At 59.6% G+C, this 25,279-nt stretch carries 22 protein-coding genes and 1 pseudogene; 7 read left to right on the forward strand and 16 right to left on the reverse strand.

Annotated features, from left to right (window positions below; all coding sequences use genetic code 11):
- Positions 1-273 precede the first annotated feature (273 nt).
- Complete coding sequence (locus tag ACIP1G_RS04580; RefSeq protein ID WP_400734254.1) at positions 274-870, forward strand: cupin domain-containing protein; 597 nt, start codon at positions 274-276, stop codon at positions 868-870.
- Here ACIP1G_RS04580 and ACIP1G_RS04585 read toward each other — a convergent pair.
- Complete coding sequence (locus ACIP1G_RS04585) at positions 859-1,791, reverse strand: LysR substrate-binding domain-containing protein (RefSeq protein ID WP_400734255.1); 933 nt, start codon at positions 1,789-1,791, stop codon at positions 859-861. The genes ACIP1G_RS04580 and ACIP1G_RS04585 overlap by 12 nt on opposite strands.
- A gap of 122 nt (positions 1,792-1,913) precedes the next feature.
- Between ACIP1G_RS04585 and ACIP1G_RS04590 the strand changes: the two genes are divergently transcribed.
- Complete coding sequence (locus tag ACIP1G_RS04590) at positions 1,914-2,975, forward strand: flavin monoamine oxidase family protein (RefSeq protein ID WP_400734258.1); 1,062 nt, start codon at positions 1,914-1,916, stop codon at positions 2,973-2,975.
- 71 nt (positions 2,976-3,046) lie between these two features.
- On the opposite strand, the gene ACIP1G_RS04595 is transcribed toward ACIP1G_RS04590, so the two are convergent.
- The 5 genes and pseudogenes from ACIP1G_RS04595 to ACIP1G_RS04615 all read right to left on the reverse strand — a co-directional run bounded on the left by ACIP1G_RS04595 (position 3,047) and on the right by ACIP1G_RS04615 (position 9,014).
- On the reverse strand, positions 3,047-3,865 hold the full coding sequence (locus tag ACIP1G_RS04595) for a methyl-accepting chemotaxis protein (protein ID WP_400734516.1): 819 nt from the start codon (positions 3,863-3,865) through the stop codon (positions 3,047-3,049).
- A gap of 39 nt (positions 3,866-3,904) precedes the next feature.
- Positions 3,905-4,924 (reverse strand): annotated as a pseudogene (locus ACIP1G_RS04600) (cache domain-containing protein); the annotation flags it as partial.
- Positions 4,925-4,952: 28 nt separating this feature from the next.
- Positions 4,953-6,380, reverse strand: coding sequence for a Na+/H+ antiporter NhaC family protein (locus ACIP1G_RS04605; RefSeq protein ID WP_400734259.1), 1,428 nt, complete (start codon positions 6,378-6,380; stop codon positions 4,953-4,955).
- Between the two features lie 55 nt (positions 6,381-6,435).
- A complete protein-coding gene (locus ACIP1G_RS04610) occupies positions 6,436-7,674 on the reverse strand; it encodes an MFS transporter (RefSeq protein WP_400734261.1) in 1,239 nt (412 codons plus the stop codon).
- 92 nt (positions 7,675-7,766) lie between these two features.
- Positions 7,767-9,014, reverse strand: coding sequence for a tetratricopeptide repeat protein (locus ACIP1G_RS04615; protein WP_400734263.1), 1,248 nt, complete (start codon positions 9,012-9,014; stop codon positions 7,767-7,769).
- A gap of 352 nt (positions 9,015-9,366) precedes the next feature.
- Between ACIP1G_RS04615 and ACIP1G_RS04620 the strand changes: the two genes are divergently transcribed.
- The gene (locus ACIP1G_RS04620) at positions 9,367-10,167 is read left to right on the forward strand and encodes an AraC family transcriptional regulator (protein ID WP_400734266.1); all 801 of its coding nucleotides are present in this window, start codon (positions 9,367-9,369) and stop codon (positions 10,165-10,167) included.
- Positions 10,168-10,280: 113 nt separating this feature from the next.
- On the forward strand, positions 10,281-11,474 hold the full coding sequence (locus ACIP1G_RS04625; RefSeq protein ID WP_400734268.1) for an MFS transporter: 1,194 nt from the start codon (positions 10,281-10,283) through the stop codon (positions 11,472-11,474).
- 45 nt (positions 11,475-11,519) lie between these two features.
- On the opposite strand, the gene ACIP1G_RS04630 is transcribed toward ACIP1G_RS04625, so the two are convergent.
- The 6 genes from ACIP1G_RS04630 to ACIP1G_RS04655 form a co-directional block, all read right to left on the reverse strand.
- A complete protein-coding gene (locus tag ACIP1G_RS04630) occupies positions 11,520-11,870 on the reverse strand; it encodes a DsrE/DsrF/TusD sulfur relay family protein (RefSeq protein ID WP_400734270.1) in 351 nt (116 codons plus the stop codon).
- A gap of 81 nt (positions 11,871-11,951) precedes the next feature.
- Positions 11,952-12,728 carry an amino acid ABC transporter ATP-binding protein gene (locus tag ACIP1G_RS04635; RefSeq protein ID WP_400734273.1) on the reverse strand — a complete coding sequence of 259 codons (777 nt, stop codon included), beginning with the start codon at positions 12,726-12,728 and terminating at the stop codon, positions 11,952-11,954.
- A gap of 13 nt (positions 12,729-12,741) precedes the next feature.
- Positions 12,742-14,031 carry an amino acid ABC transporter permease gene (locus ACIP1G_RS04640; protein ID WP_400734274.1) on the reverse strand — a complete coding sequence of 430 codons (1,290 nt, stop codon included), beginning with the start codon at positions 14,029-14,031 and terminating at the stop codon, positions 12,742-12,744.
- Position 14,032: 1 nt separating this feature from the next.
- Entirely contained in the window at positions 14,033-15,277 is a 1,245-nt protein-coding gene (locus ACIP1G_RS04645; protein WP_400734277.1) for an amino acid ABC transporter permease, read from the reverse strand.
- A gap of 99 nt (positions 15,278-15,376) precedes the next feature.
- Positions 15,377-16,396 carry an amino acid ABC transporter substrate-binding protein gene (locus ACIP1G_RS04650; RefSeq protein WP_400734279.1) on the reverse strand — a complete coding sequence of 340 codons (1,020 nt, stop codon included), beginning with the start codon at positions 16,394-16,396 and terminating at the stop codon, positions 15,377-15,379.
- Between the two features lie 138 nt (positions 16,397-16,534).
- Positions 16,535-17,764, reverse strand: a complete 1,230-nt coding sequence (locus ACIP1G_RS04655; RefSeq protein WP_400734281.1) for a MalY/PatB family protein — start codon at positions 17,762-17,764, stop codon at positions 16,535-16,537.
- 121 nt (positions 17,765-17,885) lie between these two features.
- Here ACIP1G_RS04655 and ACIP1G_RS04660 point away from each other — a divergent pair, with 121 nt between their 5' ends.
- Positions 17,886-18,776: a LysR family transcriptional regulator gene (locus ACIP1G_RS04660; RefSeq protein ID WP_400734283.1), complete on the forward strand. Its 891-nt coding sequence runs from the start codon at positions 17,886-17,888 to the stop codon at positions 18,774-18,776.
- Between the two features lie 41 nt (positions 18,777-18,817).
- On the opposite strand, the gene ACIP1G_RS04665 is transcribed toward ACIP1G_RS04660, so the two are convergent.
- From ACIP1G_RS04665 to ACIP1G_RS04680, 4 genes are read right to left on the reverse strand one after another with little or no spacing between them, the layout of a single operon-like run.
- Entirely contained in the window at positions 18,818-19,408 is a 591-nt protein-coding gene (locus ACIP1G_RS04665) for a disulfide bond formation protein B (RefSeq protein ID WP_400734286.1), read from the reverse strand.
- Positions 19,409-19,582, reverse strand: a complete 174-nt coding sequence (locus tag ACIP1G_RS04670) for a hypothetical protein (RefSeq protein WP_400734289.1) — start codon at positions 19,580-19,582, stop codon at positions 19,409-19,411.
- Positions 19,583-19,630: 48 nt separating this feature from the next.
- Positions 19,631-20,500 (reverse strand): MBL fold metallo-hydrolase, encoded by an 870-nt coding sequence (locus ACIP1G_RS04675; RefSeq protein WP_400734291.1) that lies wholly within the window; start codon positions 20,498-20,500, stop codon positions 19,631-19,633.
- A gap of 36 nt (positions 20,501-20,536) precedes the next feature.
- Positions 20,537-21,565, reverse strand: a complete 1,029-nt coding sequence (locus ACIP1G_RS04680) for an alcohol dehydrogenase (RefSeq protein WP_400734294.1) — start codon at positions 21,563-21,565, stop codon at positions 20,537-20,539.
- A 344-nt stretch (positions 21,566-21,909) separates the two neighbouring features.
- On the opposite strand from ACIP1G_RS04680, the gene ACIP1G_RS04685 reads away from it, so the two are divergent.
- Complete coding sequence (locus ACIP1G_RS04685; protein WP_400734296.1) at positions 21,910-23,463, forward strand: GMC oxidoreductase; 1,554 nt, start codon at positions 21,910-21,912, stop codon at positions 23,461-23,463.
- Positions 23,464-23,479: 16 nt separating this feature from the next.
- Positions 23,480-25,030, forward strand: coding sequence for a GMC oxidoreductase (locus tag ACIP1G_RS04690; RefSeq protein ID WP_400734298.1), 1,551 nt, complete (start codon positions 23,480-23,482; stop codon positions 25,028-25,030).
- Positions 25,031-25,279 lie beyond the last annotated feature (249 nt).

Consider the following 25,279-nt stretch of genomic DNA (forward strand, 5'->3'; position numbering starts at 1 on the left):
CCCACTCGACGGCTGATAGACCGTAAGCGCTGGTTTTCATTCTACGAATCGATCGTCCTGTGGAACTCACAATGTCTGGACACATTGTGTAGACGACACGTCAATCGCCACCTGAAACCCGGAAAACTTGTGCCTTCTAAAGATATTGTGGCTGGTGCATTTGCCTGCGGGCGGCAATCATGAGAACAGCCGCACATCGCCATGCACAACGTGAACAGCGAGTAACCGCTCATGCAGAGCCTTTTGAACAGCAACCTACAGACAACCGTGCTGATGCACGCTGACGAACAACCCTGGATCGCCAGCCCACAGGCTGGGGTGATGCGGCGCCTGCTATTTCGTATTGGGGAGGAGCAGGCGAGGGCCACATCACTGGTTCAGTACAGCGCTGGCAGCCAGTTCCCCCCCCATGTGCATACCGGTGGTGAAGAGTTTCTGGTGTTATCTGGCGTGTTCGAGGATGAGTGGGGCAGTTACCCGCAAGGCAGCTATGTTCGTAACCCTCCAGGCAGCCAACACACGCCCCGTTCGCCGTTGGGCTGCACGATTTTTGTCAAACTGCGCCAGTTTCATGCAGACGATGATCAACGCGTTGTCGCCCTCCTGCCCACGAAAGGCAGCAAGATGCTCTGGCACGACGCGAACGAAGAAGTCTGGTTGCATGATGTACCGTCTGGCGTTGCCCTGAACGTCGACAGCATCCAAGGCCTGGAAGTGTTCGTCCTGAATGGCACGTTGCGTGGCGACGGTTTCACATTACGCCCCTGGAGCTGGATGCGGCTACCGCCGGCAACCCCGTTGCACCTTGAGGGAGGCGAGCAAGGGGGCAAGGTTTGGGTCAAGCATGCCGCCTTGGACCTAGGGTATTGAAACGAAGACACCGGCCTCGGCCATCAACCAGTCGCGAAATACCCGCACGTTAGACAAATCGCCACGCTCGGGTCGGTAGACAATGTAATAGGCCTGCTGCAGCGGCCACTCCACTTCACCTTCAAGCAACGGCCGGATCAACCGGCCTGCATTGAGGTCATCCTGCACCATCACGCTACGCGCCAGCGCCAGCCCCTGCCGCTCCACAGCAGCTTGCAGCACAGCCGCGGAATTGTTGATACGCAGGCCATGATCGGCACGTACTTGCGTGTACCCCACCCGGTCAAGCCAGGCCCGCCAACTGGGATAACCAGGGTCATTGCTCATCGACAAGTCATGAATCAACGTACACTGCATCAGCGCGGACGCGTCCAGTCGACCATGGCGTAACAGTGGAAAATCTGGCGCGCAGACCGGGAAAAGTGACTCGCTCATGAGTTTTTCCGAGGCCAACCCCGCCCACTGCCCGCTGCCATAACGAACGCCGATATCCAGACGTTCCACCGTGAAGTCCAACGACCGTGCGTCGGTATCCAATTGCACATCCAAGGCCGGATAAGCCCGCTGAAAACGCTCAAGGCGGGGCACCAGCCATTTCGCGGCAAACGCGGGGCTAACCGTGACATTGATGCCAGTGTGAGCGCTGGCCTCCTTCAGCCGGGCAACGCCGACTGCCAACCGCTCGAAAGCGGCCTGGATATCGGGCAAGGCACGCTGTGCATTAACCGTCAGCTCAAGCTGCCCTGCCCCACGCCCAGCCCTGACGAACAAGGCAATACCCAGCCAGGCCTCAAGGTTTCTCACCTGCTGACCGACTGCCGCTGCGGTGACGTTCAATTCAGTGGCCGCCGCGGAAAAACTGCCATGCCGGGCAGTGGCTTCGAAGGCCCGAAGCGCGTTGAGATAGGCAGGGGTAGCCATGTCAGATTTCCTTCTTCGTTCAGCAAGATTTAATGCGTTGAGCACCGAACGTCAGCACCCGAGAATACTGCAAGGTTCACGAAAACAACTGAACCGGTTTCCTATTGCGTGCGAGCCAGTCGATGACCTCTGCAGACCCTACCCAACACACCATCGCCATCGTCGGGGGCGGCTTGGCCGGCCTGCACGCCGCATGGCAGCTTCAGCAACGCGGGGTAGCCTTCGAGTTGTTCGAAGCGCGCTCGCGATGGGGTGGAAGGATCCTGTCCACGCCCGAATCCGGGATCGACCTGGGCCCTACCTGGTTCTGGCCAGCCTTCCAGCCGCGCATGAGCAAACTGCTCGAAATGCTCCAATTGCCAAGCTTCGCCCAGTACACCGAAGGGACGAGCCTGGTGGAGCATTGGAACGGGCAGATCGCCCGGTATGACGGGCCATTGATGGCAGATACCAGCCTGCGCATCGCGGGTGGCTGCGCTCGGTTGATTCAGCGACTCGTCGACCACCTGCCCAGCGAAAGGCTGCATCTGAACGCGGCGGTCGAGTCGATCAGCATCGGTGCCGAAGGCATCTCCATCACTGCCCCTGCTGCCAGCACCCTGCCCTACCGGCAAGTCTGGCTGGCAATTCCACCGCGACTGATACCAGCAATCCACTTCGCTCCCGCCCTTGCGCCGGCGACCGTGAATGCGCTGAAGGCAATCCCCACCTGGATGGCAGCCCACGCCAAGTACGTGGCTCTGTACGACAAACCGTTTTGGCGAGAGCAGCGCCTGAATGGCGACGCGTTCAGCCATGTCGGCCCGTTGGCTGAGATACACGATGCCAGCCAAAGCGGACATGCAGCACTTTTCGGCTTTTTCCGCATCCCCCACGGCGAACGCGCAAGCTGCGGTGAGCAGGCCCTCAAAGCTGCATGCCGTGCCCAACTGGCCAGACTCTTCGGCCCGCAAGCCTTGGATCCGATGCAGGATTACCTTCAGGACTGGGCACAGGAGCCCCACACCGCGACAACCCGTGACCATGCCAATGGACATGAACACGCTATTGCTTCGCTGGCCAACGTCTTCCCGACGCCTTGGCAAGCGTGTTTGCGCCTGATCGGCAGTGAGGCCGGCTCGGACCAGGCTGGCTATATGGAAGGCGCCCTGCATGACATCGACGCACTGCTTGACAGTGCATGATTTCCAGTTGACGCGCGGCCTCGAGCGACGATGATTGCCTTGACCGTCGCCGGCTATCGCTGCCCGGCCTTTCAAACCCTGAACCGCTCCACCTGGGACGTGAGATTTTGCACTTGATCGCGCAATTTCGCACACGCATCCAGTGTTGAACGCATCTGCTCGGTGCCGGCCTGATTGAGCCGTTCGATTTCGCTAATGTCGTCCTGTAGCGCATCCACTACCGCACTCTGTTCCTCGGTGGCAGCTGCCACCGACTGGTTCATGCCATCCATCTGCTCGATGCTGCCTATTACCTGCGCCAGGCTCTGCCCTGCAAGCCGGGCGATTTCCACACTCTGCCCACTGTGCGACTGACTCTGTGCCATGGCATCGACCACAGCCCCCGCACCGTTCTGCAGTTCTTCGATCAGAAGCTTGACCTGTTGCGCTGACTGCTGGGTCCGGTGAGCAAGGTTACGCACCTCATCCGCGACCACTGCAAAGCCGCGGCCCGCTTCACCCGCACGTGCTGCTTCAATGGCTGCGTTGAGTGCCAGCAGATTAGTCTGCTGCGAGATAGCACTGATGACTTCGAGGATCTGACCGATGTCCTCGGTCTTACCGTTGAGCTGGCCTATGTGCGCGCCAGAACTGGCAATCAATGTCGAGAGATGGGTCATGGCCTCAATGTTGCGATCCACCACTGCGCGCCCCTCTAACGACTGGGCCCGTGCAGTGCCGGCCTGAACCGAGGCATGTGAGGCGTTACTGGCGATTTCCTGGGCGGCCGCGCCCAATTGGTTGATGGCAGCAACCACGCTACGGGTGCGATCAGTCTGGATTTCGGAGTCCTCAAGGGTTCGTGTGGTCGAGCCAATGACCTGGCTGGCGACCCGTTCGACCTGCCCCATGGTCAGGCCCACATCACGAATCGACCCCTGAATTCGCTCGACGAAGTGATTGAAGGCACCTGCCAGCCGACCTAACTCGTCTCGACTGTTAACGGGTAACCGCCGGGTGAGGTCGCCCTCTCCGTGAGCAATGTTCGTCATTGCCTTTGCCATGTCACGCAACGGCCGCAAGAGCAGGTGGACCAGGCTCCCCATTACGACCAGGAGGCTGCACACCGCCACCAGCGTTGCGGTCAGCACCGTCCACCTGAATTCCTGTTGCATTGCATAGGCATGATTACGTGCCAGCGAGATGCCCAAATACCAGTCAACACCCGGCAGCCCCTGCACAGGCATGAACATGACTACCCGCTCACCTTCAAGGCTGGCCGCTTCACTCAGGGTGCCCGCCTTCAGGCTGGGCACAGCGCCTGGAAACAAAACACTCAAAGGCTGCATCAGGAACTTGGTGTCGGGATGCACCAGGACCTTGCCTTTGCCGTCGACCAGGAACGCGTAGCCCATGCCGTCAAAGTCCAGCGCATTGATCGACTTGACCAGCGCCTGAAGGTCGAGGTCAGCGCCTACCACCCCAAGCCCCGCCACCGGTGCTGCAATCGTCATGGTCAGCTGCCCGGTATTGGCATCGACATAAGGCTCGGTGAGTTGGCTGCCTGACGCATTGCGTGCAGCTGCGTACCACGGTCGAGTACGTGGATCGTAGCCTTCCGGCATTTGGGTAGGAGGTGACACATCGAACTGACCTTGCTCGGTACCGAAGTAAACGAAGGCAACCGCGTCCTTGAGGGTTTGCTGGCGCAACCACTGACCACGCTGCCCTTCGTCTGACCGGGACAGTACTTCGGCAAGGCTTTCAAGCAAGCGCTGCCTACCTGCCAACCAGTTTTGGATGTTCCCCGCAGTGACCTGCGCAATGCCGTGCAAGTTACGCTGCAAGTCGCGATGTATAGCCCTGCCCTGCTGCTGGTCGTTGTACACGGCGAAAGCACCGAATGCAGCCACCAACAGCAGCGCGGCAACCAGCAGAATCTTCTGACCAAAGCCAAGTCGATTGTTCACGTCGTCTGTACCTGCCGCGCTGGTGGAGTCAAAGGGCCTGCGCCACGCCCAGCACCACGAAGCCCGCGAGGGCGATACCCGCCGCAGTCAGGCAATAGGGCAACTGAGTCTTGATATGGTCCATGAGGTCATTGCCCGTGGCAGTCGCCGTGACGATGCCACTGTCGCTGATAGGCGATGTGGTATCGCCGAAAATGGCCCCAGAGATGGCGGCACCGACCACCAGGTAAGGATCGGCACCCGACGAGACAGCTAACTGGATACCGATCGGGATCATGATCGAGAACGTGCCCCAGGATGTACCGGTAGACAACGAAATCAGCGCAGCCACCAGAAACACGAACGCGGCGATCAGGCTGACCGGCATCAGCACACTGAAATGCGTGGAAAGGAACTGACCAATCTTGAGCTGGCTGGAAAGGTCACCAATCAGAAACGCCAGGGTGAGTACCACCACCAGAGGGACCATGGCCTGATAACCTTCGACCAGATGGTTGATGTAGGCGCTGATGTTCATCACGCGCTTGATCCATACGTAATGGATGCAACCCATGACCTGACCGAAAATCACGGCCCAAAGGATCGCGGTGGAGGCAGAACCATCACCGATGACACCGTTGCCTGTAATGTACAAGCCCACAGGAACGAACATGAACAGCGACAGCAACGGCACCAGCAGGTTGGACACACTGGCTGGGGCAATCACTTTCTGTTCGCCAAGCGCCGCCAGCGGTGCGGCGCCCGAGCGTACTTCGACACCCGCAGCCGCACGCTGTTTGGCACGGCGCATCGCCGGGAACGCGAACGGGGTGAAGATGCTTATCAGCACCAGGGCAAGGCTAGCCCAGGCGAACAGGTTGTAGGCAATCGAATGGGCAAGAATGTTGAGAGGGTTGCCGTGAATACTGCCGTTTTCTACCTGAACGGCGATGATGCCCAGCATCATCGCCCCCCAGCCATTGAATATCATGGACGACCAGGCACTGATACCCGCATTTTTGATGACGTACGCCACCTGCTCTCGAGCGATGCGGTGCTTGCTCACCAGCTCTGCGCTTGCAGCTCCGGATGTCAGCATGGCCAGGTAGCTGTCGATGAATACCACGACGGCCAGTAAGCCCGCCAGCAATTGCGTGCTGACAGGCCCTTTGACGATTTTCAGTCGCTCCGAGATCAGGTTGACCAACCCCTGCATGCCGCCGGTGAGCCTTGCGAGGTGAATCACACCACTGATCATGACGGTGAAGATCAGGGTTCTGACTACGCCATCAGACTTGAACACGTCGATCGCACCCTGGATCGAGCTCTGCAGACCTTGCCCAATATGGAAATTGGAGAGCACCAGGAAGCCGGCTACGCAACCGACCATCAGGGACAGAATCACCTGTCGAGTGAGAATTGCCAGACAAATCGTCACTGCTGGGGACAACAACCCCCATACACCTACTTCATGCATCGCAAAGACCTCAAGTTTTGTTCTTATTCGAAAAGTTGTGCTGCAAACGCGGCAGTCAGGCGTCCGTTTGCCGATAGGACCAGATGAACCCGAGCAGCCCTAGCACCGGCCCTGGCACCAGCAGCCACAAGGCATCGACACCTATGCGGCCGAATAACCAGGTAGTGCAGGCAATCGACACGACGGTAATGGCAAAGCCGATGCTGTTCTGAATGGCCAGTGCACTGCCCACTGCATCCCGTGGGCAAGCCTTGGCAGCCAGGGCAGAGAATTGCGGGGAATCGGCCACGACACTGGCGCCCCAGAGACCGAGCAGCGCCAACAGCACCCAAGGCTCCATCTGATTACGCAACAGCACGAATACCAGGCCGCAAAGCCCCGAGATACTCAAGGCACCAAGTGCTACCCGAGCGCTGCCAATGTGCTGGGACAGCACACCTCCCAGCAAAGAACCAACAGCGCCTACGGCCATCACACCGAAAGACAGGCCCGACACTCCTAGGGCGGGATAGGCCTTGGCCAGTGATGTACTGCTCACAATCAGTGGCACGACGGTCCAGAAGGTGTACAACTCCCACATGTGGCCGAAGTAACCGAGCGTCGCTGCGCGGAATCGGCTGATCCTGAACGCGCCAAGAATGGCCCCCGCTCGCTTGACCTGCCCCGCACCGCTCACCTGACCACTGCGGGCATGGGGCCCGTCGCCCAGCACCGCGATTAATACAGCACCGAGCAAAGCCAACACCGAGGATGCGGTAATGATCAGTTGCCACGGCCAATCAGCCCCCAGCAGCCGCAGGGCATGGGGCAACGCAGTACCCAGCGTCAACATCGACACCAGCTGCGCCAAGGCAAGGCCCGTGCGCTCGGGCGCCCAGCCAACGATCAGCTTCATGCCCATGGGGTAGATACCCGCCAGGGTGACGCCCACGCAAAAGCGCAGCGCAGCGCCAACTGCCAGGCCATCGGCCAACCAGGCAAAGGCCAGGTTGAACAGTGACCCGGCAATGGCACAGCAAAGAAACAGGCTGCTGGCTCGAAACCGATCCGCTGCACCACTCAATGACAGCGTCAGCGTACCGAGGATGAACCCCAACTGGACGGCATTGGTCAGCCATCCGATATCGGCAGCGGTCGCCTGCCAGGACGCCATGAGCGACTCGGCCGCGCCATTGGCGCTGAACCACAACGAAGTACCGAACAACTGGGCGATGGCGATGATCGCCACCGGGCTCAGCCACTTCAACAGTAAACCGCGAGGCCCGATGGGGCCTGCAGTGAGGGTAATGCTCATGGTGCAAATCCCCTTCGCCAGGGTGCAGAACAGCGGGCCGACCTGTTAACAGATCAGCCTGCCGAATCGCGCATCAACGGTTTGTACGTGGGTCAGCTTGCGGCCAGGCCTGCCAGCCAACGGCTGTCGCGCGGCGAAGGCCGACGGTGCAGGCGCTGATCGAGCAGCGCCCGGGCCTTCTCGGCCTCACCGGCGCGCATGAGCGAAACCAGGAGTGTGTCCTGAACGATTTCCCGCTGCGCACCGCTACCGCCGATACGCACCACTTCATGGGCGACCGGTTCGAGGATTCGGGCACAGTCGCTGTAGTGTCCGTCGGCGAAAGCCCTCACGGCGTGGCACAGCGCAGGCACCACCGCGCCAGCGCGCAGCTTGCCATCGCCCACCAACGTGGACAGCGCTGCGGCCCGCTGTTCGAGCGCATGCTGGTCACCCGTAGCAGCAGCCAGCAGCGCCATATGGAAGTCCGCGAACGGGAAGCCAGGCTGCTGGAAATAGCTGGACGCATAACGCGCCGCGTCCTCCCACATGCTCGCTGGCACTTCATGCCCATAGGCCTGCATGCGCCAGAGGAACGAAGAGGTGTCACTGATCACGTTGATAGGCAGGCCAGTGGCGACTGCCGGCGCGACATTGTCAGCGTAAATGCCGAGGGCAGATTCCAGATCACCCCGCTCAAGCGCGACCAGCGCACCATGCCAGGCGATGTGGTTGTGCAACGTGCCACTGCGGTCGTAACCGGGTAGCCAGGCCTTGATGACCTCGCCTGCCTCATCGTTGGCACCGGCCTCGTACAACACGTGCGCCACGGCATGCACCGCGTTCACGTTGTTGCGGCGCAATTCAAGCGAACGTTGAGTGAGCGCGCGCCCCAGGGATACGTCGCCATTCTCACCATGAGCCCAACCGCGGTAGTTGAGGAACCACCAGTCGTTCTCAGGGAAGTGGCGAGCGTGGCGTTCGCAAAGGTCCACACGGGCTTGGTCATGGTCGTGCATGCCGGAAAATGCGAACAGGCCGAACGCCCCCAGCGGCAGCGACATGATCACGATGTCGTTAGGCCAGCTGTCCAAATGTTGCAAAGCATTGGCCAGGGCTTTGGCCGGCTCGCCGTTGATTACATAGGACAACGTCTGCACATGGCTGCGTTCACGCTCGGTGCCATTCTTCTGCACCAACTCACTGGCCTTGGCAATCTTGGCCTTGGCATCCACGATTTCGGTACGCACTGCGTGAAAACGGGCACGCGCCGCGTAGGCCAGGGCGAATTCAGGGTCTGCTGCAATGGCCTCATCCAGCGTTTCTGCGACACCGGTCCACAGCGAAAGGAGCAAATCCACACCTGCTCGGTAACGCTCGGCCGCGGTTTCGGAAGTGGTCGAAAGAGGCAGACTGTAACGGTCGACACAGGCCATGGTGATTGCAACTCCTCATAGGGCTCGAAGCGAAAAAGTACGAAATGGCCGCTTTGAATCAATGCCCTGTGCGCGGTCGGGCGGGCCATCTCGTACTCACATTAGATCGCAATCCACCCTGGCAGGCTTTCGACTACCCGCCACGTGATGTAGAGCAAAAGACACAACGCCACACAACATGAGTAAACTTGCAGGACGCGTGAAAATGGCTCCGTTTACATGCCTTAGCCATCCACTACTTTTGTCTTTGCACTTGCTCTTATAAACGAGTCCATCCATGAACTGGGACACCATTGAGGCACCTCACGGCCTAGCACCACCTGATCCGCTGAAAGTCCGCGCGCAGTCCATTCCAGCGCGGCACAGCTTTCCTGAACACGCCCACGACTGGCACCAGATGGTCTATGCCATTTCAGGTGTATTGACCGTCGCCACCAAAGCTGGTTCTTTCGTCATATCGCCGGAACAGGCGGCATGGCTGCCAACCGGGCTGGATCACAAGGTCGGCTCGATGTTCGGTGCCGAGTTTCGCAGCCTGTGGATTAATGACCGCATCGCTTCAGGCTTACCGGCAGAGCATGCAACATTATTAGGCGTATCGCCGCTGCTCAAGGCCTTGATCGTCGAGGCGGCACGTATCGAGGGTGAGCCAGATGCGGACGGGTACGCTGGCCGGATCACACAGCTGATACTGGACCAGCTACGACGGGCCACGCCTATCTCGACAGCACTGCCTTGGCCAACCAGTACGGCGCTGGTGAGCCTGTGCGAGACCCTCTATGCCGACCCCGCCGATCCGACTGAAATGGAAGCATGGGCTCGGACACTGGGAATGTCTGAGCGAACGCTTGCCCGCCGCTTCCTGGGGGAGACCGGCATGAGTCTGCGTACTTGGCGCAGACGTTTACGTTTGTTCAGAGCCATCGAAATGCTCGGCGGCGGCCTGGATGTAACACGCACTGCCCTGGAACTGGGGTACGGCTCAACTTCAGCATTCATCTACGCATTCCGCCAAGAATTGGGGAGTAGCCCGCAGGCCTATATGAAGGGTGACGCGCCCAACACAGCGACTAGGTGAGTACGAAACAGGTTTTGTTGCCAAGGCTAAACATTTTCTGCTTTGCAGCCATCTCAGCGGCTTACCGAGAATGCGAACCGTGCGCCCTTACCTGAAGCTTGCGGAAAATCTCTATGTCCAGAGCCAGAATCAATCCGAATGTATTTCGCCTCACAGTCGCACAGGCACTGTCAGGCGCCAACTCCGTCGTGGTGTATGCCACCGGGGCGATCATCGGCAACATGCTTGCCCCCAACGCAGCATTGGCCACCCTGCCCATTACGGTATTCGTCATCGGAATGGCATTGGCAACACTGCCGATAGGCCACGTCGCTCGCCGATGGGGGCGTACCGTTGCCTTCATGATTGGCAACGGTTGCGGCGTCTTGATGGGCGCCCTTGCCGCCTACGCCTTGGCCCTTGCTTCCTTCACCCTGTTCTGTGTGGCCATGCTGTTCGGCGGCGCCTACGCGGCGGTGGTGTTGACCTTCCGCTTCGCCGCCGCCGAATGCGTCGAGGCTCAAGAGCGCCCCAAAGCACTGTCGACCGTGCTGGCCGGGGGCGTCGTCGCAGGCGTGCTGGGGCCACAATTGGTCAGCGCCACCATGAGCCTCTCGGACCATGCCTATGTGATGACCTATCTCGCGGCAGCTGCCGTGGCAGCACTTTCGGCCTGCGTACTGATCGGTGTGCGGTTCAACCCGTTGCCCATGCCATCTACTCGGCAAACTGTCGGAAGTATAAGTGCCGTGGTCCGCCACCCCAGATTCATCATTGCCATGCTTTGTGGCGTGGTCAGCTACATGATGATGAACTTCATGATGACCTCTGCCCCACTAGCAATGGAGCTTTGTGGCATCGCCAGGGTGCATTCGAACACTGGCATCGAAATGCACGTGATTGCCATGTACGCGCCAAGCTTTTTCACCGGGCGTCTGATCAGCCGTTTCGGTGCCCCGATGATGATTCAATGTGGTTTGGTACTGATTGGCCTGGCGGCGCTGGTGGGGATGTCTGGTATGGCCATCGGAAACTTTTGGGTGGCGCTGGTCCTGCTCGGTGTTGGCTGGAACTTCGGTTTCCTGGGCGCTTCGGCGCTGGTCCTGACCTGCCACACACCTGAAGATGGTCCCAAGGTTCAAGCGGTCAACGATTTCGTGGTGTTCGGCACGATGGTCGTCGGTTCGTTTCTCTCCGGCGGCCTGCTCGATGCGTTCGGCTGGACAGTCGTGTCCGGCATGATCCTGCCCCCCGTCTTGTTGGCAATGGCAGGCTTGTTGTGGCTTCAGCGCAGACAGCGCATGGTGCAGACACAACCTTTGTCCTGAGCCCTGAAGTCATGAGGTCGTCCCGCCCCCGGGACGACCACCGGGTCAGAAGATCAGAACCTTGTCGGCTTCGAACGTCCAGTCTGCCAGCTCACCTGGTGCCGCACGCCGCGCCCCTGCCACCAATTCGACTTCCTTCATGCCACGGGCATCCATGCCGTCGCCACATAGCGCCACTTCACCTTTACGCAGGATCTTGTTCAAGACCAGTTCAAGATTGTAGTGGCCGGTTGGTACCTTTTGCCCCGCACGGGCACAGCCAACCGCGTCCGACTGCAGGTACACACGTACCTGCGCTTGCTTGCGCGCCGAAAGCGAGCCTGCCAGGCGCAGTGCGTTGTAAGCTCGCTCCGAACCATAGCTGGCATCGTTGATGATGAATAGAAATGCACCCATGTGCGGCTCCTCTGATAAAAAAACGAGGAGAGGGACGAGCCCACCTCCCCGAAAACGGATGACGCCTGAAACAACGGTAAATCAGTGCCGCAGGATCTGGCTCAGGAACGCCCTGGTACGATCGGACTGCGGGTTGCTGAAGAAAGCCTTGGGCTCGTTCTGCTCGACGATCTGACCTTGGTCCATGAAGATCACGCGGTTCGCGACCGCTTGGGCAAAGCCCATTTCATGGGTGACGCAGAGCATGGTCATGCCCTCCTCCGCCAACTGGATCATGGTATCGAGCACCTCTTTGATCATTTCCGGGTCCAGGGCTGAGGTGGGCTCATCGAACAGCATCACCCGCGGGTTCATGCACAACGCTCGGGCAATCGCCACCCGTTGCTGCTGGCCACCGGAAAGCTGCCCAGGAAACTTGTGGGCATGCTCTGGAATCCTGACCTTGGTCAGGTAGTGCATGGCCAACTCCTCAGCCTGCTTGCGCGGTACCTGGCGCACCCAGATTGGCGCCAGCGTACAGTTTTCGAGGATCGTCAGATGGGGGAACAGATTGAAGTGCTGGAAGACCATCCCCACTTCCTGGCGCACTTCGTCGATCTTGCGCAGGTCGCTGGTCAGTTCAGTGCCATCGACTACGATTCGTCCTTGCTGGAATTCTTCCAGGCGGTTGATGCAGCGAATCATGGTGGACTTGCCCGAGCCAGACGGGCCGCAGATCACGATCCGCTCCCCCCGACTAACCGTGAGGTTGATATCACGCAGGGCATGGTAGTTGCCATACCACTTGTTCACGCCAGTGATCTGAATGGCAACTTCCTGGGTAGACGCCAGGTTGGCGTCGAGTGGCGCGTTTTTCATTGTTGTGGGCTCCTCAACGGTGATCGGTCTTGAGTCTGCGCTCAAGGTGAATCGAATAACGCGACATGCCGAAGCAGAAAACGAAGAACACGCCGCCGATGAACAGGAACAGCTCCCAGTAGATGCCTTGCCACTGCGTACTGGCGCGAATGGCCGTAGACAACGCAATGGGGTCGAGCAGACCGATGAACACCACCAGGGTGGTGTCCTTGAACAGGCCAATGAAGGTGCTGACGATCATCGGGATCGAGATCTTCAGCGCCTGCGGCATGATCACCAGGCGTTGTGCCTTCCAGTAATCAAGGCCAAGTGCCTGGGCGGCCTCCGTCTGCCCTTGCGGCAGCGCTGCCAGGCCACCACGAATCACCTCCGCCATGTAGGCCGTGGAAAACACAGTCACCATGATGATGACCCGCAGGATCAGGTCGAACGAGGTCCCGGGCGGCAGGAAGTAGTTGAGCAACAGCGAGGCGGTGAACAGCAGCGTGATCAACGGCACACCACGCACGAACTCGATGAAGGTCACGCTCATCAGCCGGATTAGCGGCATCGAGGAACGACGCCCCAAAGCCAGCAGGATGCCCAGGGGCAAAGACATGGCAATGCCGCTGACGCCCACCACGAAAGACAGCAAGAAGCCGCCCAGCTCACGGGAGCTGACTGCAACCAGCTGCAATGGAGCTTGATGATCGACAACAGCCAACAGCACGTGCATGCCGTGCAGCCACCAGGTGCTCGCAACGCCGAGCGCGCATATCAGCGCAATACCGATCCCAAATCGCCGCGCCAGTGAAAAGCTCAGCACTGCCAGGGCAAGCCCTGCGTAAGCCAGCACCGGCGCCCACAGCGAGCCGCCCCAGACAAGCCAGAATGCGAGCCCCGGGTAACCTGCACTGAACCACATCACACCGCGCGGCACACGCTTGAAAAGGATTGGCCCCAGTGCCACGAACAACAGCACGAACGCCGCCAACGGACGCCAGTACAACGCCTGCGGGTAGAAGCCGAACAGCAACTGCGGCCAACGCTCGCGAATGACACCCCAGCAAGCGCCCGACTCGCCATTGAGCACACGGCGGCACTCGCCCAGCGAGTCGGCCTGCCAAACCGAGTTGGCCAACCATGGCAATACGGCGTTGACCAAGGCAAAGAGCGCCAGCAAGGCGACGACCGTCAGCAGGCTGCTCCACCAGCCGTTGAACAGCCGAGCACGCAGCCAGTGAATGACGCCGGTCTGCCCGGCCGGTGGTTCAGCCTGCGGCAGCAACGTGTCGCGGAACCAGGCAATGGAAGAATGGCTCATTTCAGCGCACCTGCAGTTTCACGCGGTTGTTGAAGAGGTTCATCACGCCAGAGATCAGCAGGCTCATGGCCAGGTAGATCAGCATCATCAGCAGGATGCCTTCCAGCTCGCGACCGGTCTGGTTGATGGTGATGCCGCCAAGGGTGGAACGCAGGTCCATGTACCCCACCGCCAGGCCCAGCGAAGTGTGCTTGGTGATATCCAGGTACTGCGAGGTGAGCGGCGGTACGATGACCCGCAGCGCCTGCGGCAGGATGACCAGGCGCGTGGTACGCCCAGGACGCAGGCCCAGTGCATGGGCAGCTTCGGTTTGCCCACGCGCTATGGACTGGATGCCGCTGCGTACGATTTCGGCGATGAACGCCCCGGTATAGACGCTAAGGCCAATCCACATGGCGATCAGTGCGTTACCCAGTTGCAGGCCGCCCTGGAAATTGAACCCACGCAACTGGGGGTAGCCAAGGTGAAAGCCCAACGCGTAGAGCAGAATGGCGGTTGGTAGCAGCAACACGGCCAAGCGCTTCCACCAGAGCACTGGGCGCTTGCCGGTGGCGCTTTGCACGCCGTCGGCATGACGGCGCAAGCGCCGGTCCGCCCACAGACACAACAAGAACAAGGCGATGATTGCCAGGGCGCTCAGGCTGGGCTGCACAATCCCCAGGTCCACGCTCCCCAGGTCATGGGTGAACAAGGGCTCCGGCACATAGATTCCGCGATTGGTGACCGCGATCGCCGTTTCGGCAGCCCCCCGATAGCTGCTCGGAGCGGGCATCGACTGAGCCATCACCGCACCGATCACCAGAATGCACAACAGCGCTGGAACGTTGCGGAACAACTCAATGTAACCGCCCATCAGGCGGGAAACGATCCAGTTGTTGGACAGGCGCAGTACCCCCGCCATCACGCCGATCGCCGTCGCCGTTACACAGGCAAGGACTGCCAGAATGACCGTATTGAGTAGCCCGACCAATGCAGCCCGGCCATGGGTCATCTGGCTGTCATAGGCAATGGGTTGCTGGTTGATATCGTAGCCCGCGGCGCTCCACAGGAAACTGAACGAGAAATCCTTGCCGAGCGCAGCCAGGTTGCGCACGGTGTTGTCCAGCAGCCAGGCTGCGGCGAGCATCAGGCCCATCAGGGCAATGATCTGAATGGTGTATCCGCGGTAACGTTTGTCATGAATAAGCATGCTCAACGAGAAAGCCGAAACTGCAGCTTTCTGGTCGGTCACTGTAAGGGTGGACATCAGACATCACTCCCGGTGAGGCGGGCGAGTCGGGCACATGTCGCACCCGATAAGCCCGTTGCAACAATGGTCGTAGGGTGCGCCTGCAGGCGCACCGGCTCAGCGAAACGGCTCGGCGTACAGCAGGCCGCCCTGATTCCATTGGGCGTTGAGGCCTCGTTCAAGGCCAATGGGCGTGTTCTTGCCCAGGGAGTTGTCGAAGATTTCGCCGTAGTTGCCACCTGCGGCAATGGCACGGCTGGCCCATTTGGCATCCAAGCCCAGTTGCTCGCCGTAGTTACCCTCGCTGCCCAGCAGACGATTGATCTCCGGGTTGTTCGAGGCACTGGTCATTTGCGCGACGTTAGCTGCGTTGATACCCAGCTCTTCAGCCGCCACCAGTGCATTGAGCGTCCAACGCACCACATCGGCCCACTGGTCATCACCCTGGCGCACCATCGGGCCGAGCGGTTCCTTGGATATCAGTTCCTTGAGCACCACATGCTCATCAGGAGAAGCAAAGCTGGCCTTGGAGGCAGCCAACCCGGACACGTCATTGGTGAACACATCGCACGCACCCGCCAGGTACTTCTGCTCACCTTCGGCGGTTGAATCGATCGGAACCGGCTCGTATTTGATGCCATGGTTGCGGGCATACTCGGCCAGGTTCAATTCATGGGTCGAACCGGTCTGCACACAGATCGAAGCGCCATCGAGGTCTTTGACCGAACTGGCCCCCAGGTTCTTGTGCACCAGGAAGCCCTGACCGTCGTAATAGTTGATACCAGCGAAGGTCAGTTTGAGGTCGACGTCGCGGGTGAAGGTCCAGGAACTGTTGCGCACGAGCAGGTCGACTTCACCCGAGGCCAGGGCGGTAAAACGCGTCTGCCCTGTGGTAGGTACAAAGTTGACCTTGTTGGCATCACCCAAAACAGCAGCGGCTACGGCACGGCACATGGCAACGTCCAGCCCTTGCCAGGCACCTTTGGCATCGGGCGCAGACAGCCCGGTATTGCCGGTAGAGACCCCGCAGTTGAGCTTTCCACGGGCTTGCACATCTTTGAGCGTACCCGCATACGTGAGACCAGAAACCAGCGACGCAGCGAGGCATACCATCGGAACGAGGGCGGACTTTCTCATCATGTTCACCTTGTTGTTGTGATGTTTATTAAGGCGGCAGTTCAGGCACAGGTGCAGCAAGGGCTCGCGTGCTTGGCGCGAACATAGAGGGTGGTGTACTGACCTGAGGCAGAGCGCCCCAGGCAGGTTCGTGTGGACTCAGCGCTGATGGACGGCGCGCGTGATGCGCTGAATGGCTTCGTTGACGGTGACCCGGCTGCAACCAAGGTTGGCACGCATGAAACCGTGACCTTCGATGCCAAACTTCTGGCCCTTGTCGAGCCAGACCCGAGCCTTGGTCAACATGAAGCGATCCAGGGCTTGTGCGTCCATGCCAAGACCGCGGCAATCCATCCAGGTCAGGTACAACGAATCAGTGGGGATGACTTTGATTTGCGGCGCGCCGGCATGGATTGCCTCGGCAAAATGGGCCTGGTTGCCCCGAACGTAGGTGAGCATCTGCTCCAACCAAGGCTCGCCGTGGGTATAGGCCGCTTCGGCAGCGACCATGCCCAATGCGTTGACGTAGCGGTAGAGATTACGATCGTACTGACGAACCAACTCTTCACGAATTCGTTTGTTCGGGATGAAGATATTGGCCGTCTGCAGCCCCGCCATGTTGAAGGTCTTGCTGGGCGCAGTGCAGGTGATGCTGTTCTGGGCGAACGCCTCGCTCAGCGAAGCGAAAGGAATGTGCTTCTTGCGCGGGTTGAGGATAAAGTCCTGGTGAATCTCATCAGACAGTACCAGCACATTGTGACGTGCACAGATTTCACCCATGGCGCGCAACTCGGCTTCCGACCATACATTGCCGGTCGGGTTATGCGGATGGCTCAGGATAAACAGTCGGGTAGCCGGGGTAATGGCGGCTTCGAACTTGCGCTCATCGAAGTGGTAGCGCTCACCGTCAAAATCAAGTGGGGCCAGCGCCAGATGACGCCCATTGATCCGTGCGTCATCATGGAAGTGCACATAAACCGGCGGCTGGATCAGTACCGAATCGCCCGGCGAAGTGAACGCCTGAATGGCAGTTTTCATTACGGTGATGATACCTGAGGCCTGAATCAGCCAGTCGCGCGATACATCCCAGCCGAAGCGCTTGCCCTGCCAGCCAACGACAGCGTCCACGTACGACTTGCGAGCACCACCGGCGTAGCCGAAGACACCGAACTGCACCGCTTCGCTCAGCGCATCGATGACAGCCTGGGGCGACCGGAAGTCCATGTCTGCGACCCACATCGGCAGTGGATCCGCGGCGCGCTCCTCTGGGGTGAGGAAGTTGTGGCCGTAGTCCCATTTCATCGAGTTGGTGTGCCGACGGTCGATGACTTCATCGAACAGACAGGCCTGATGATCACTGATCGAAGGGGCACATACTTGGGTAGTCATTTTTGTTGGTATCCAGCCTGATCACGAAGGTTGGGGCTAAAGCGCCTTGCGGTATTTGTAGCAACATCGGATCATGAACAGAAATGGTATTACTTCATCGAACCATGAATGGAAGACATGTATGATTGATCTTCAGCATCTTTCGATCTTGCGCGAAGTTTCCCGCACCGGCAGCGTTACGGCCGCGGCCGAACGGCTGAATGTCAGCCAGTCGGCGCTGTCACATGCCATTGCCAAATTCGAGGAACGCAGCGGCATCAAAGTCTGGATGAAGGACGGCCGCAACCTGCGCTTCACTCAAGCCGGCAGCTATTTGCTAGCCCTTGCCGAGCGGTTGCTACCGCAGGTCGAACATGCGCAACGGGTGCTCTCGGACTTCGCGGACGGTCGCCGCGGCGCCCTGCGTGCGGGGATGGAATGCCACCCCTGCCAGAAGTGGCTGATGGGCGTAACCGGCCCGTATCTAAGGCGCTGGCCAGACGTCGACTTCGAGGTGTGCACGGCATTTCGCTTCGATGGCATCGCCGCATTGCTGGGCCACGAAATCGACCTGTTGATCACCCCGGATCCGATTGATCAGCCAGAACTGCTGTTCACACCGGTGTTCGACTACGAACTGGTGTTGATCCTGCACGAGGACCATCCATTGGCAGGTAAACCCTGGGCAGACCCGCAGGACCTGGTCGCCGAAACGCTCATCACCGTGCCGGTAAGCCTGGAGCGGCTGGACGTCTACAGCCGCTTCCTGGTGCCGGCGAATTGCCGACCCCACCATCGGATCACCGCTGAAACCACAGAACTGATGTTGCAGCTGACCGCAGCCGAACGTGGCATCAGCGTGCTGCCGGAGTGGCTGTTGCACGAAGAGGGCCAGAACCTGCCGTTACGTGCATTGCGCATTGGCCCGCACGGCCTGCACAAAAGCATTCACCTGGGTGTGCGCAAGGCTGAAGAGAACATCGACTACATTGCCGGCTTTCTGGAGATTGCCCGCGATCACCAGCCCGCCTAGCCCGCTACCTGGTCCATCAGGGCGCAGGTAGCGGGGATATCTCAGGGCTTCATGACATCGCCATCGTGAAGCATCTGGTAATGCTGCTGCCCACCCGCACGGAAGTGGCCGAAACCATTTTGCAGAAACGCCGAGACCAGGTTTGCCGCCACCAGCACGACGAACAGCGCCAATACCAGCTTGTGCACTGCTGGGCGCCGACGTGATGCCTGTGAGTCATTCGCAGTGGTGTCTCGGCGAGCGTACAACACGGCCATGACCAGGCAGAACATGATCGCTGCGGTGAAGACCATGAAGGTCCAGGTGTACATGTGCAGCCCGAAGATGGCCGACCCGGTCGGCGTCGACCCAGGCAGCGCCTTGGCGAACATGAACAAAAGGCTCAGCTGGCTGCCGATCAACGCGCCGAAGCCACTAAGCACGTAGTTCCACGGGCTGATACCGAATACCCGGTTGAGCAGCATGCCCGAGCCCAGGAGCATCAGGCACACCCGGATAAGGTTGCAGAATGCGCAAGGCAGCTCACCAAGGACCAGCTGGTAGAAGAATGCGTCAACCAGCAGAAAGCTGATGCCTTCAATGGCAGTGATCTCAAGCTGGCCGAGGCGCGTTTCAGTCAGTCGAACATCCATTCACCAGGCTCCCAGTTGTTTGAGGTCGGACATATGGTGAGCACCATGCCAGGTGGTCCAGATCACCACCAGCACAGCGCAGGTGATCCACAGCGCACGCGCCAGGTTCTGATGCTTGAACGATGCCAATGTCGCGGCGAACGCGAACAATACGGGTATGAAACCTATAAACATTGAGCTGCCTCTTTTTCAGGTCTTGGAATGGTCGGTCAGCTGCGCGCTTCAGAAGCTGTATGTTTGTCCATCGGCAGGCACCAAGACGTGCTGGGGGTCGAGTAGCCTGCGCTTGATGAAGTCGGTCAGCTCCCGACGCGACTGCGTCGCATGGCCCAGAGCTTCCAGGTGGCTGGCCACGATATAGGCACCGGGGGCCGCTCGAACTGCACGCAACAGATCATCCTTGCCCATGATCACGGCACCGTCGATATCCTTGAAGCGCACGTAGCCCGCGTTGAGCACGATCACCTGTGGCTGAAAACGGGAGATCGCCTGTTCGACATGGCTGTTCCACACGGTGTCACCCGCCACATAGACGGTCTTGAAGCCTGGCCGTTGCAGTACGACTCCCGAGACCTTGCCCAACTGTTTGCCGCGCACAGCCAAGGTGGCGTCACTGCCGTGCTGCCCGTCAGTTCGGTTCAAGTGCACACCTTTGAAGTCAGTACCCTCCCCCAATACACGAACATCACCAAAACCTGCCTCACGCACACGCTGGGCATCCTCATCGTTCTGAGTGAAGATCGGCATGTCCTTGCGCAGCTGTCGTTTCGCCGCCTCATCCCAGTGATCGATGTGCAGGTGGGTCACGATGACAGCATCAGCCTGCATCACTTCACTGGCCGGGATTGGGAGATCCACCAGGGGGTTTCGTACATGCTCATTGAACGCACCTGGCGCTGCCGCGTAGGCGCCTTTGGGGCCAAGCATCGGGTCGATCAGAAACGTGACATCACCGAAACCGATCTTGATCGTTGCATTGCGGATTTGTTGAACCTTTACCGCCTTGTCCGTCGGCGGTGCCGCAGCCAGAAAAGCAAAGGGTAAACCCAGAACCATCATGCACAGCAGACTTGCGAATCTCTTCAATGTCACTTCGAATCTCCTCCTTGACTATTACGGATCTGCGAGTCAATCAACATCCATGGTCAATACCATGCGGAACTGCACCGCACCTGAACGAACTCGCTGGTAGGCTTCCCAGGCCTGCTCCAGAGGCATTGTTTCGATCTGTGCTCGAACATCGGCCATTACACTGAAGTCCAGCGTCTTCTCGGACTCGAACGGGGTGCCGGTTATGGCGCCCTGCACGCGACGTTCGCCGCCCACCAATGCGCTTGGCATGATGCTCAGTGGCTGGCGACCAACGCCGACCACCAACAAGGTCCCTTGAGGCGCCAGTGCCGCCATCAAGGGTGAAACCGCAGCACTGTCGGTGAGAGTGGTCAGGACGACTTGCGCGCCGCCCATGCCTTTCAACCGAGCCACTGCATCCTCGGCCTGGCTGTCGATGTACGTGTGCGCACCCAGTTGCAGTACCTGCTCGGCAATGTCTTGGCCACGCCCGACGGCAACGACCTTGAACCCCATCCGGCGGGCATACTGCACCGCCAAATGTCCCAATCCACCGATGCCCTGAATGGCTACCAGGTCACCAGCCTGAGCACCTGACTTGCGCAAGGCATTGAAGGTAGCAATGCCGGCACACAGCAGCGGTGCCGCTTCCACTGCCCCTAGCGCGTCAGGTATCGCGACCAGGCCGGTGGCGCGGGCAACCATCATCTGTGCATAGCCGCCATCTTGAGAACTGCCGACGACGGGCTGGTCGAGGCACAGGTTGAAGTGTCCACGCCGGCATTGTTCACAAGCGTTGCAATGACCACCGAGGCGACCCACGCCAACCCGCTGCCCAATGCGCCAGCACCCGGACGTTGCCTCACCGAGGGTGGCGATCCTCCCGACTACTTCATGGCCAGGCACCCGCGGAAACTGAAGACCGGCCTCGGCACCTTCAATGGCACCCGCATCCGCACCGCAAATGCCACATGCCTCGACACGAATCAGTACTTCGCCAACACCGGGCGTGGGCGTTTGTCGCTCGACAAGCTGCAACTCGCCCGGACGGATCACCTGCATGGCCCTGTAGGTATTGCCTGTCATGTGCGGTTTCCTCCTGACAGCCGTATCAAAACCCGGGTTTATCCCGGTGAGTAACCGATTCTGGTAGCAGAAGTTGGCGCAAACCAAATGAGTAAAATTGCGCAATAGAAAAAGAAAATCTTTGCTCTATCGAACGGAAAACGAACTCCGCCGCTGGACCGGTAGTTCGCACAGACCGCAACCTTTCCACCCGGGGTAACCTGTATCGGCGCCAGCAAGATTTCCTTTTCCCGGCGCGTCCTTTCTTTGCTTGGCCCGATTCACGCTCAGCGCGCCAAATTGTGGCGGTCGGGAAGCCGCCTTCCCGCATCGGTCATTGAGCATGCTCCCCATCGGGTAATACGATGCAAAGAAAAGTAGAAGTACTGATTATCGGAACTGGTTTTGGAGGCGCTATCGCAGCGCGTCGGCTGGCTGAAGCGGGCCGCGACGTGTTGGTACTCGAGCGCGGCCCCTGGCGTGACACTGTTCCTACCCGCTCGCTCGGGCTCAAGAACCTGGTGCCGTTGCCTCAGGGCGCCAAGGCGTATACCCATGGGCTGCGCAGCATCGGTTCGCACCGACTGAAGCACGATATCGTGCTGAACAAGAAAGGCTTCATCGAGGCCTATCAGGGTGACGGTATCAACGTGATCTGCTCGTCGAGTGTCGGCGGCGGCAGCCACGTCTATGCAGGCTTCATGGACCGGCCACTGGTGCCTGGGTACTGGGACGACCGCCACCCTGAGCTGTGCAACGCCGACATGGAGCGCTATTACGAAGAACTGCTTGCCACCTACAAAGCGCGCCCGCTTACCCCGGCAGACCAGGTGCCCAACAGCATCGAGCAGACCAACTATGACGGAGCGTTAAGGTGTCTAGGCCAACCGAGCGTTGCTTTCCTGATGCCGGAAACCCCCGGTCAGCCCCGCAAACGTGTCGACGACAACGGCATGGAGCGCTGGGAGTGCGACATGATGAACAACAGCTTCCTCGGTTCGCCTTCAGGTGCCAAGACCACGCTCGACTTTTCGACACTGTGGCCCGCCATGCAGAACGGCCTGAAGGTCGAGGCACTCTGCGAAGTCACCGCCATCCGCAGCCTGAACCCGCCAACCGCTGACGGTATGCGCTACGAGGTCAGCTATCGCGACCATGGCAACAATTCGCAGGACAACATTCAGGCTGAGCATGTGATTCTGGCAGCGGGTGGCCTGGGCAGCGTGCGTCTGCTGCTCAAGAGCCGAGACGTTGCGCAAGGGCTGCAGGGTATGCCGCGACTGGGCATGCGCTTCGGCGGCAACGGCGATTACTTTGGCCTGTGGAAAGAGAACTGCCGCAAGGACTTGTCCAAAGGCATGCCCATCGGCTCGCCCTTCCGCTTGAAGGACTCGCCAAACAACGTACTGGTGCTGCGGGCGAGCATCCAGGGAATCGACGCAATCCCGATGCCACCGCTGCTCAAGGGGTGGTTGCGCAAACAGTCAGTCATCATCGCCTTCGGTGGGGACAACAACACCGGCACCATGACCATGCACAAAGGCCGTTTCAGAATCACCTACAAAACCAGCGAAAACCCGATCTACCAGCAGATCGGCGACGAAATGACGAACATCCAGCGAGCCACGAGCACCAGGGTCTACGCGCCTCGCAACCCGGTTACTGTCCACCCTGTTGGTGGTGCTTGCCTGGGGGCGTCGATCGACGATGGTGTGGTGGGCGCGAACGGAGAAGTGTTCGATAATCCAGGACTGTTCGTAGCCGATGCCGCCGCCCTTCCGGCTTCTCCAGGAGGAGCCCCCAGCCTCACGATCGCGGCGTGGTCCGCCAATGTGGCCGATCGTCTCATCGCTTCGCTGCAAGAGCGCGACGAAAAAGCCGCTGCCTCCTGCCATAGCGCATCGACTACCACCGTCTGATACAAGGGCTCCGTGCATGACGACCCCCATACAAATTCTGGTCATCGGCAGTGGTTTCGGTGGAGCTGTCGCTGCAAGGCGCCTTGCCGAAGCCGGCTGCGAGGTGGTCATGCTCGAGCGTGGCCCCTGGAGAGATACTGTGCCGAACAGGTCCATCGGTCTGACTGATCTGGCGCCACTTCCGCAAGGCTCCAGAGCATTCACGCACGGTTTGCGTTCAGTCCGCTCGCACCTGTTCAGGCAGCAACTTTTGTTGAACCGCAGAGGTTTTGTCGAGGCTTACCACGGAGATGGAATCAAGGTGGTCTGCTCTTCAAACGTAGGGGGTGGCAGCCATATCTATGCCGGCATGCTGGCCAGACCTTCCAGCCCAGGCTACTGGGACGGGCACCATCCTCACATCAGTGAAGCCAGCATGGATGGCTACTACGCTGAGATTGCCAACCAGCTAGGGGCAAGGACGGCGACAGAGAAGGATGAGATCCCAAACCGGATTGACCAGACCAACCATGACGGCAAATTGTCCAGCGCAGGCCTGGCCAATCCGATGCTGGGCTTCCTGCTGCCGCGGCAACCTGGCGCCCCTGTGAAAATAACTGATGCTCACGGCGTGGACCGCTGGGAATGCGACTACAAAAACAATAGCGTTCTGGGATCGCCGTCAGGCGCCAAAACCACCTTGGATTTCGCCATGGTCTGGCCGGCGATGAAGCAAGGGCTGAAGGTACACGACCTGTGCGAGGCGACCTCCATTCGCAAGCTGGACGCCAAGGACACCGACGGTGCTCGCTACGAAGTCCACTACCGTGACCATCGAGATAGAACCTCACATACGCTCAGGGCAAAACACGTCATCCTGGCAGCTGGCTGTCTCAACACGGTCTCTCTGCTATTCAAAAGCCGTGATCAAGACCATGGTCTGCAGGGCATGCCACGCCTGGGCCTGAACTTCGGTACAAACGGTGGCTACTTTGCCCTGTGGCGAGAGAACGCTTCCTGTGATCTGAGCCTCGGGCTGCCACTGAGCGGCCCGTTTCGCAGCGAGCAATCGACCAGTCAGAGTGCGCAGGTTTTGCGTGCAGCCATACAGGGTATCGACGAGATGCGATTGCCCGGGCGAGTCAAGCGCTGGCTGCGTCATAACGCCTTCATCGTCGCCTTGGGCAAGGATAACAACAACGGCAGCATGGTCGTGAAACGGGGAAGGCTGTCGATCCATTACGACAAGACAGCCAGCCCGGTGTATCGGGAAATCGACCAAGAGGTGCGTACGATCGAGCGTATCACCGGCACAAGGATCCATGCTCCCCGCGCCCCGATTACCGTTCAGCCATTGGGCGGCGCCTGCCTGGGTGCATCAAGCGATGACGGTGTCGTCGGCGCCAATGGCGAGGTATTCGACAACCCAGGCTTGTATGTGGCCGATGCCGCAGCGCTGCCAGCGTCGCCGGGCAGACCGCCAAGCCTGACTATCGCAGTGTGGGCCGCCAATGTCGCCGACCGGCTCCTTGCAGCCCTGCAACAGCAGTCGAGCAACAACCCTTTCAAAGACCAAAAAGCGCGGTGAAAAATCGGCTGTTCATGCTGGGGCAATATCTGCTTCACCGTGCGCTGAAACCAAGAGCGCGCCCCTTGCCGCCCTGCCGCGAGCAGGTAGGCAGCTCGGCAGACGGGACTGTCAGCCAGTCCAACCCGGTTGACACGCTGTCATATTAGTCGATAGCTTTGCACGCAGAGCTGCACACAACAAATCTTTTCCCAGGGTACCCCTGCTGTCGCCTCAGCGACCGCAGGGCTTTCTGGGCAGTTCTGACCA

It is taken from the genome of Pseudomonas sp. NPDC089392, from assembly GCF_044749595.1.
In the GTDB taxonomy this organism is placed as follows: Bacteria; Pseudomonadota; Gammaproteobacteria; order Pseudomonadales; family Pseudomonadaceae; genus Aquipseudomonas.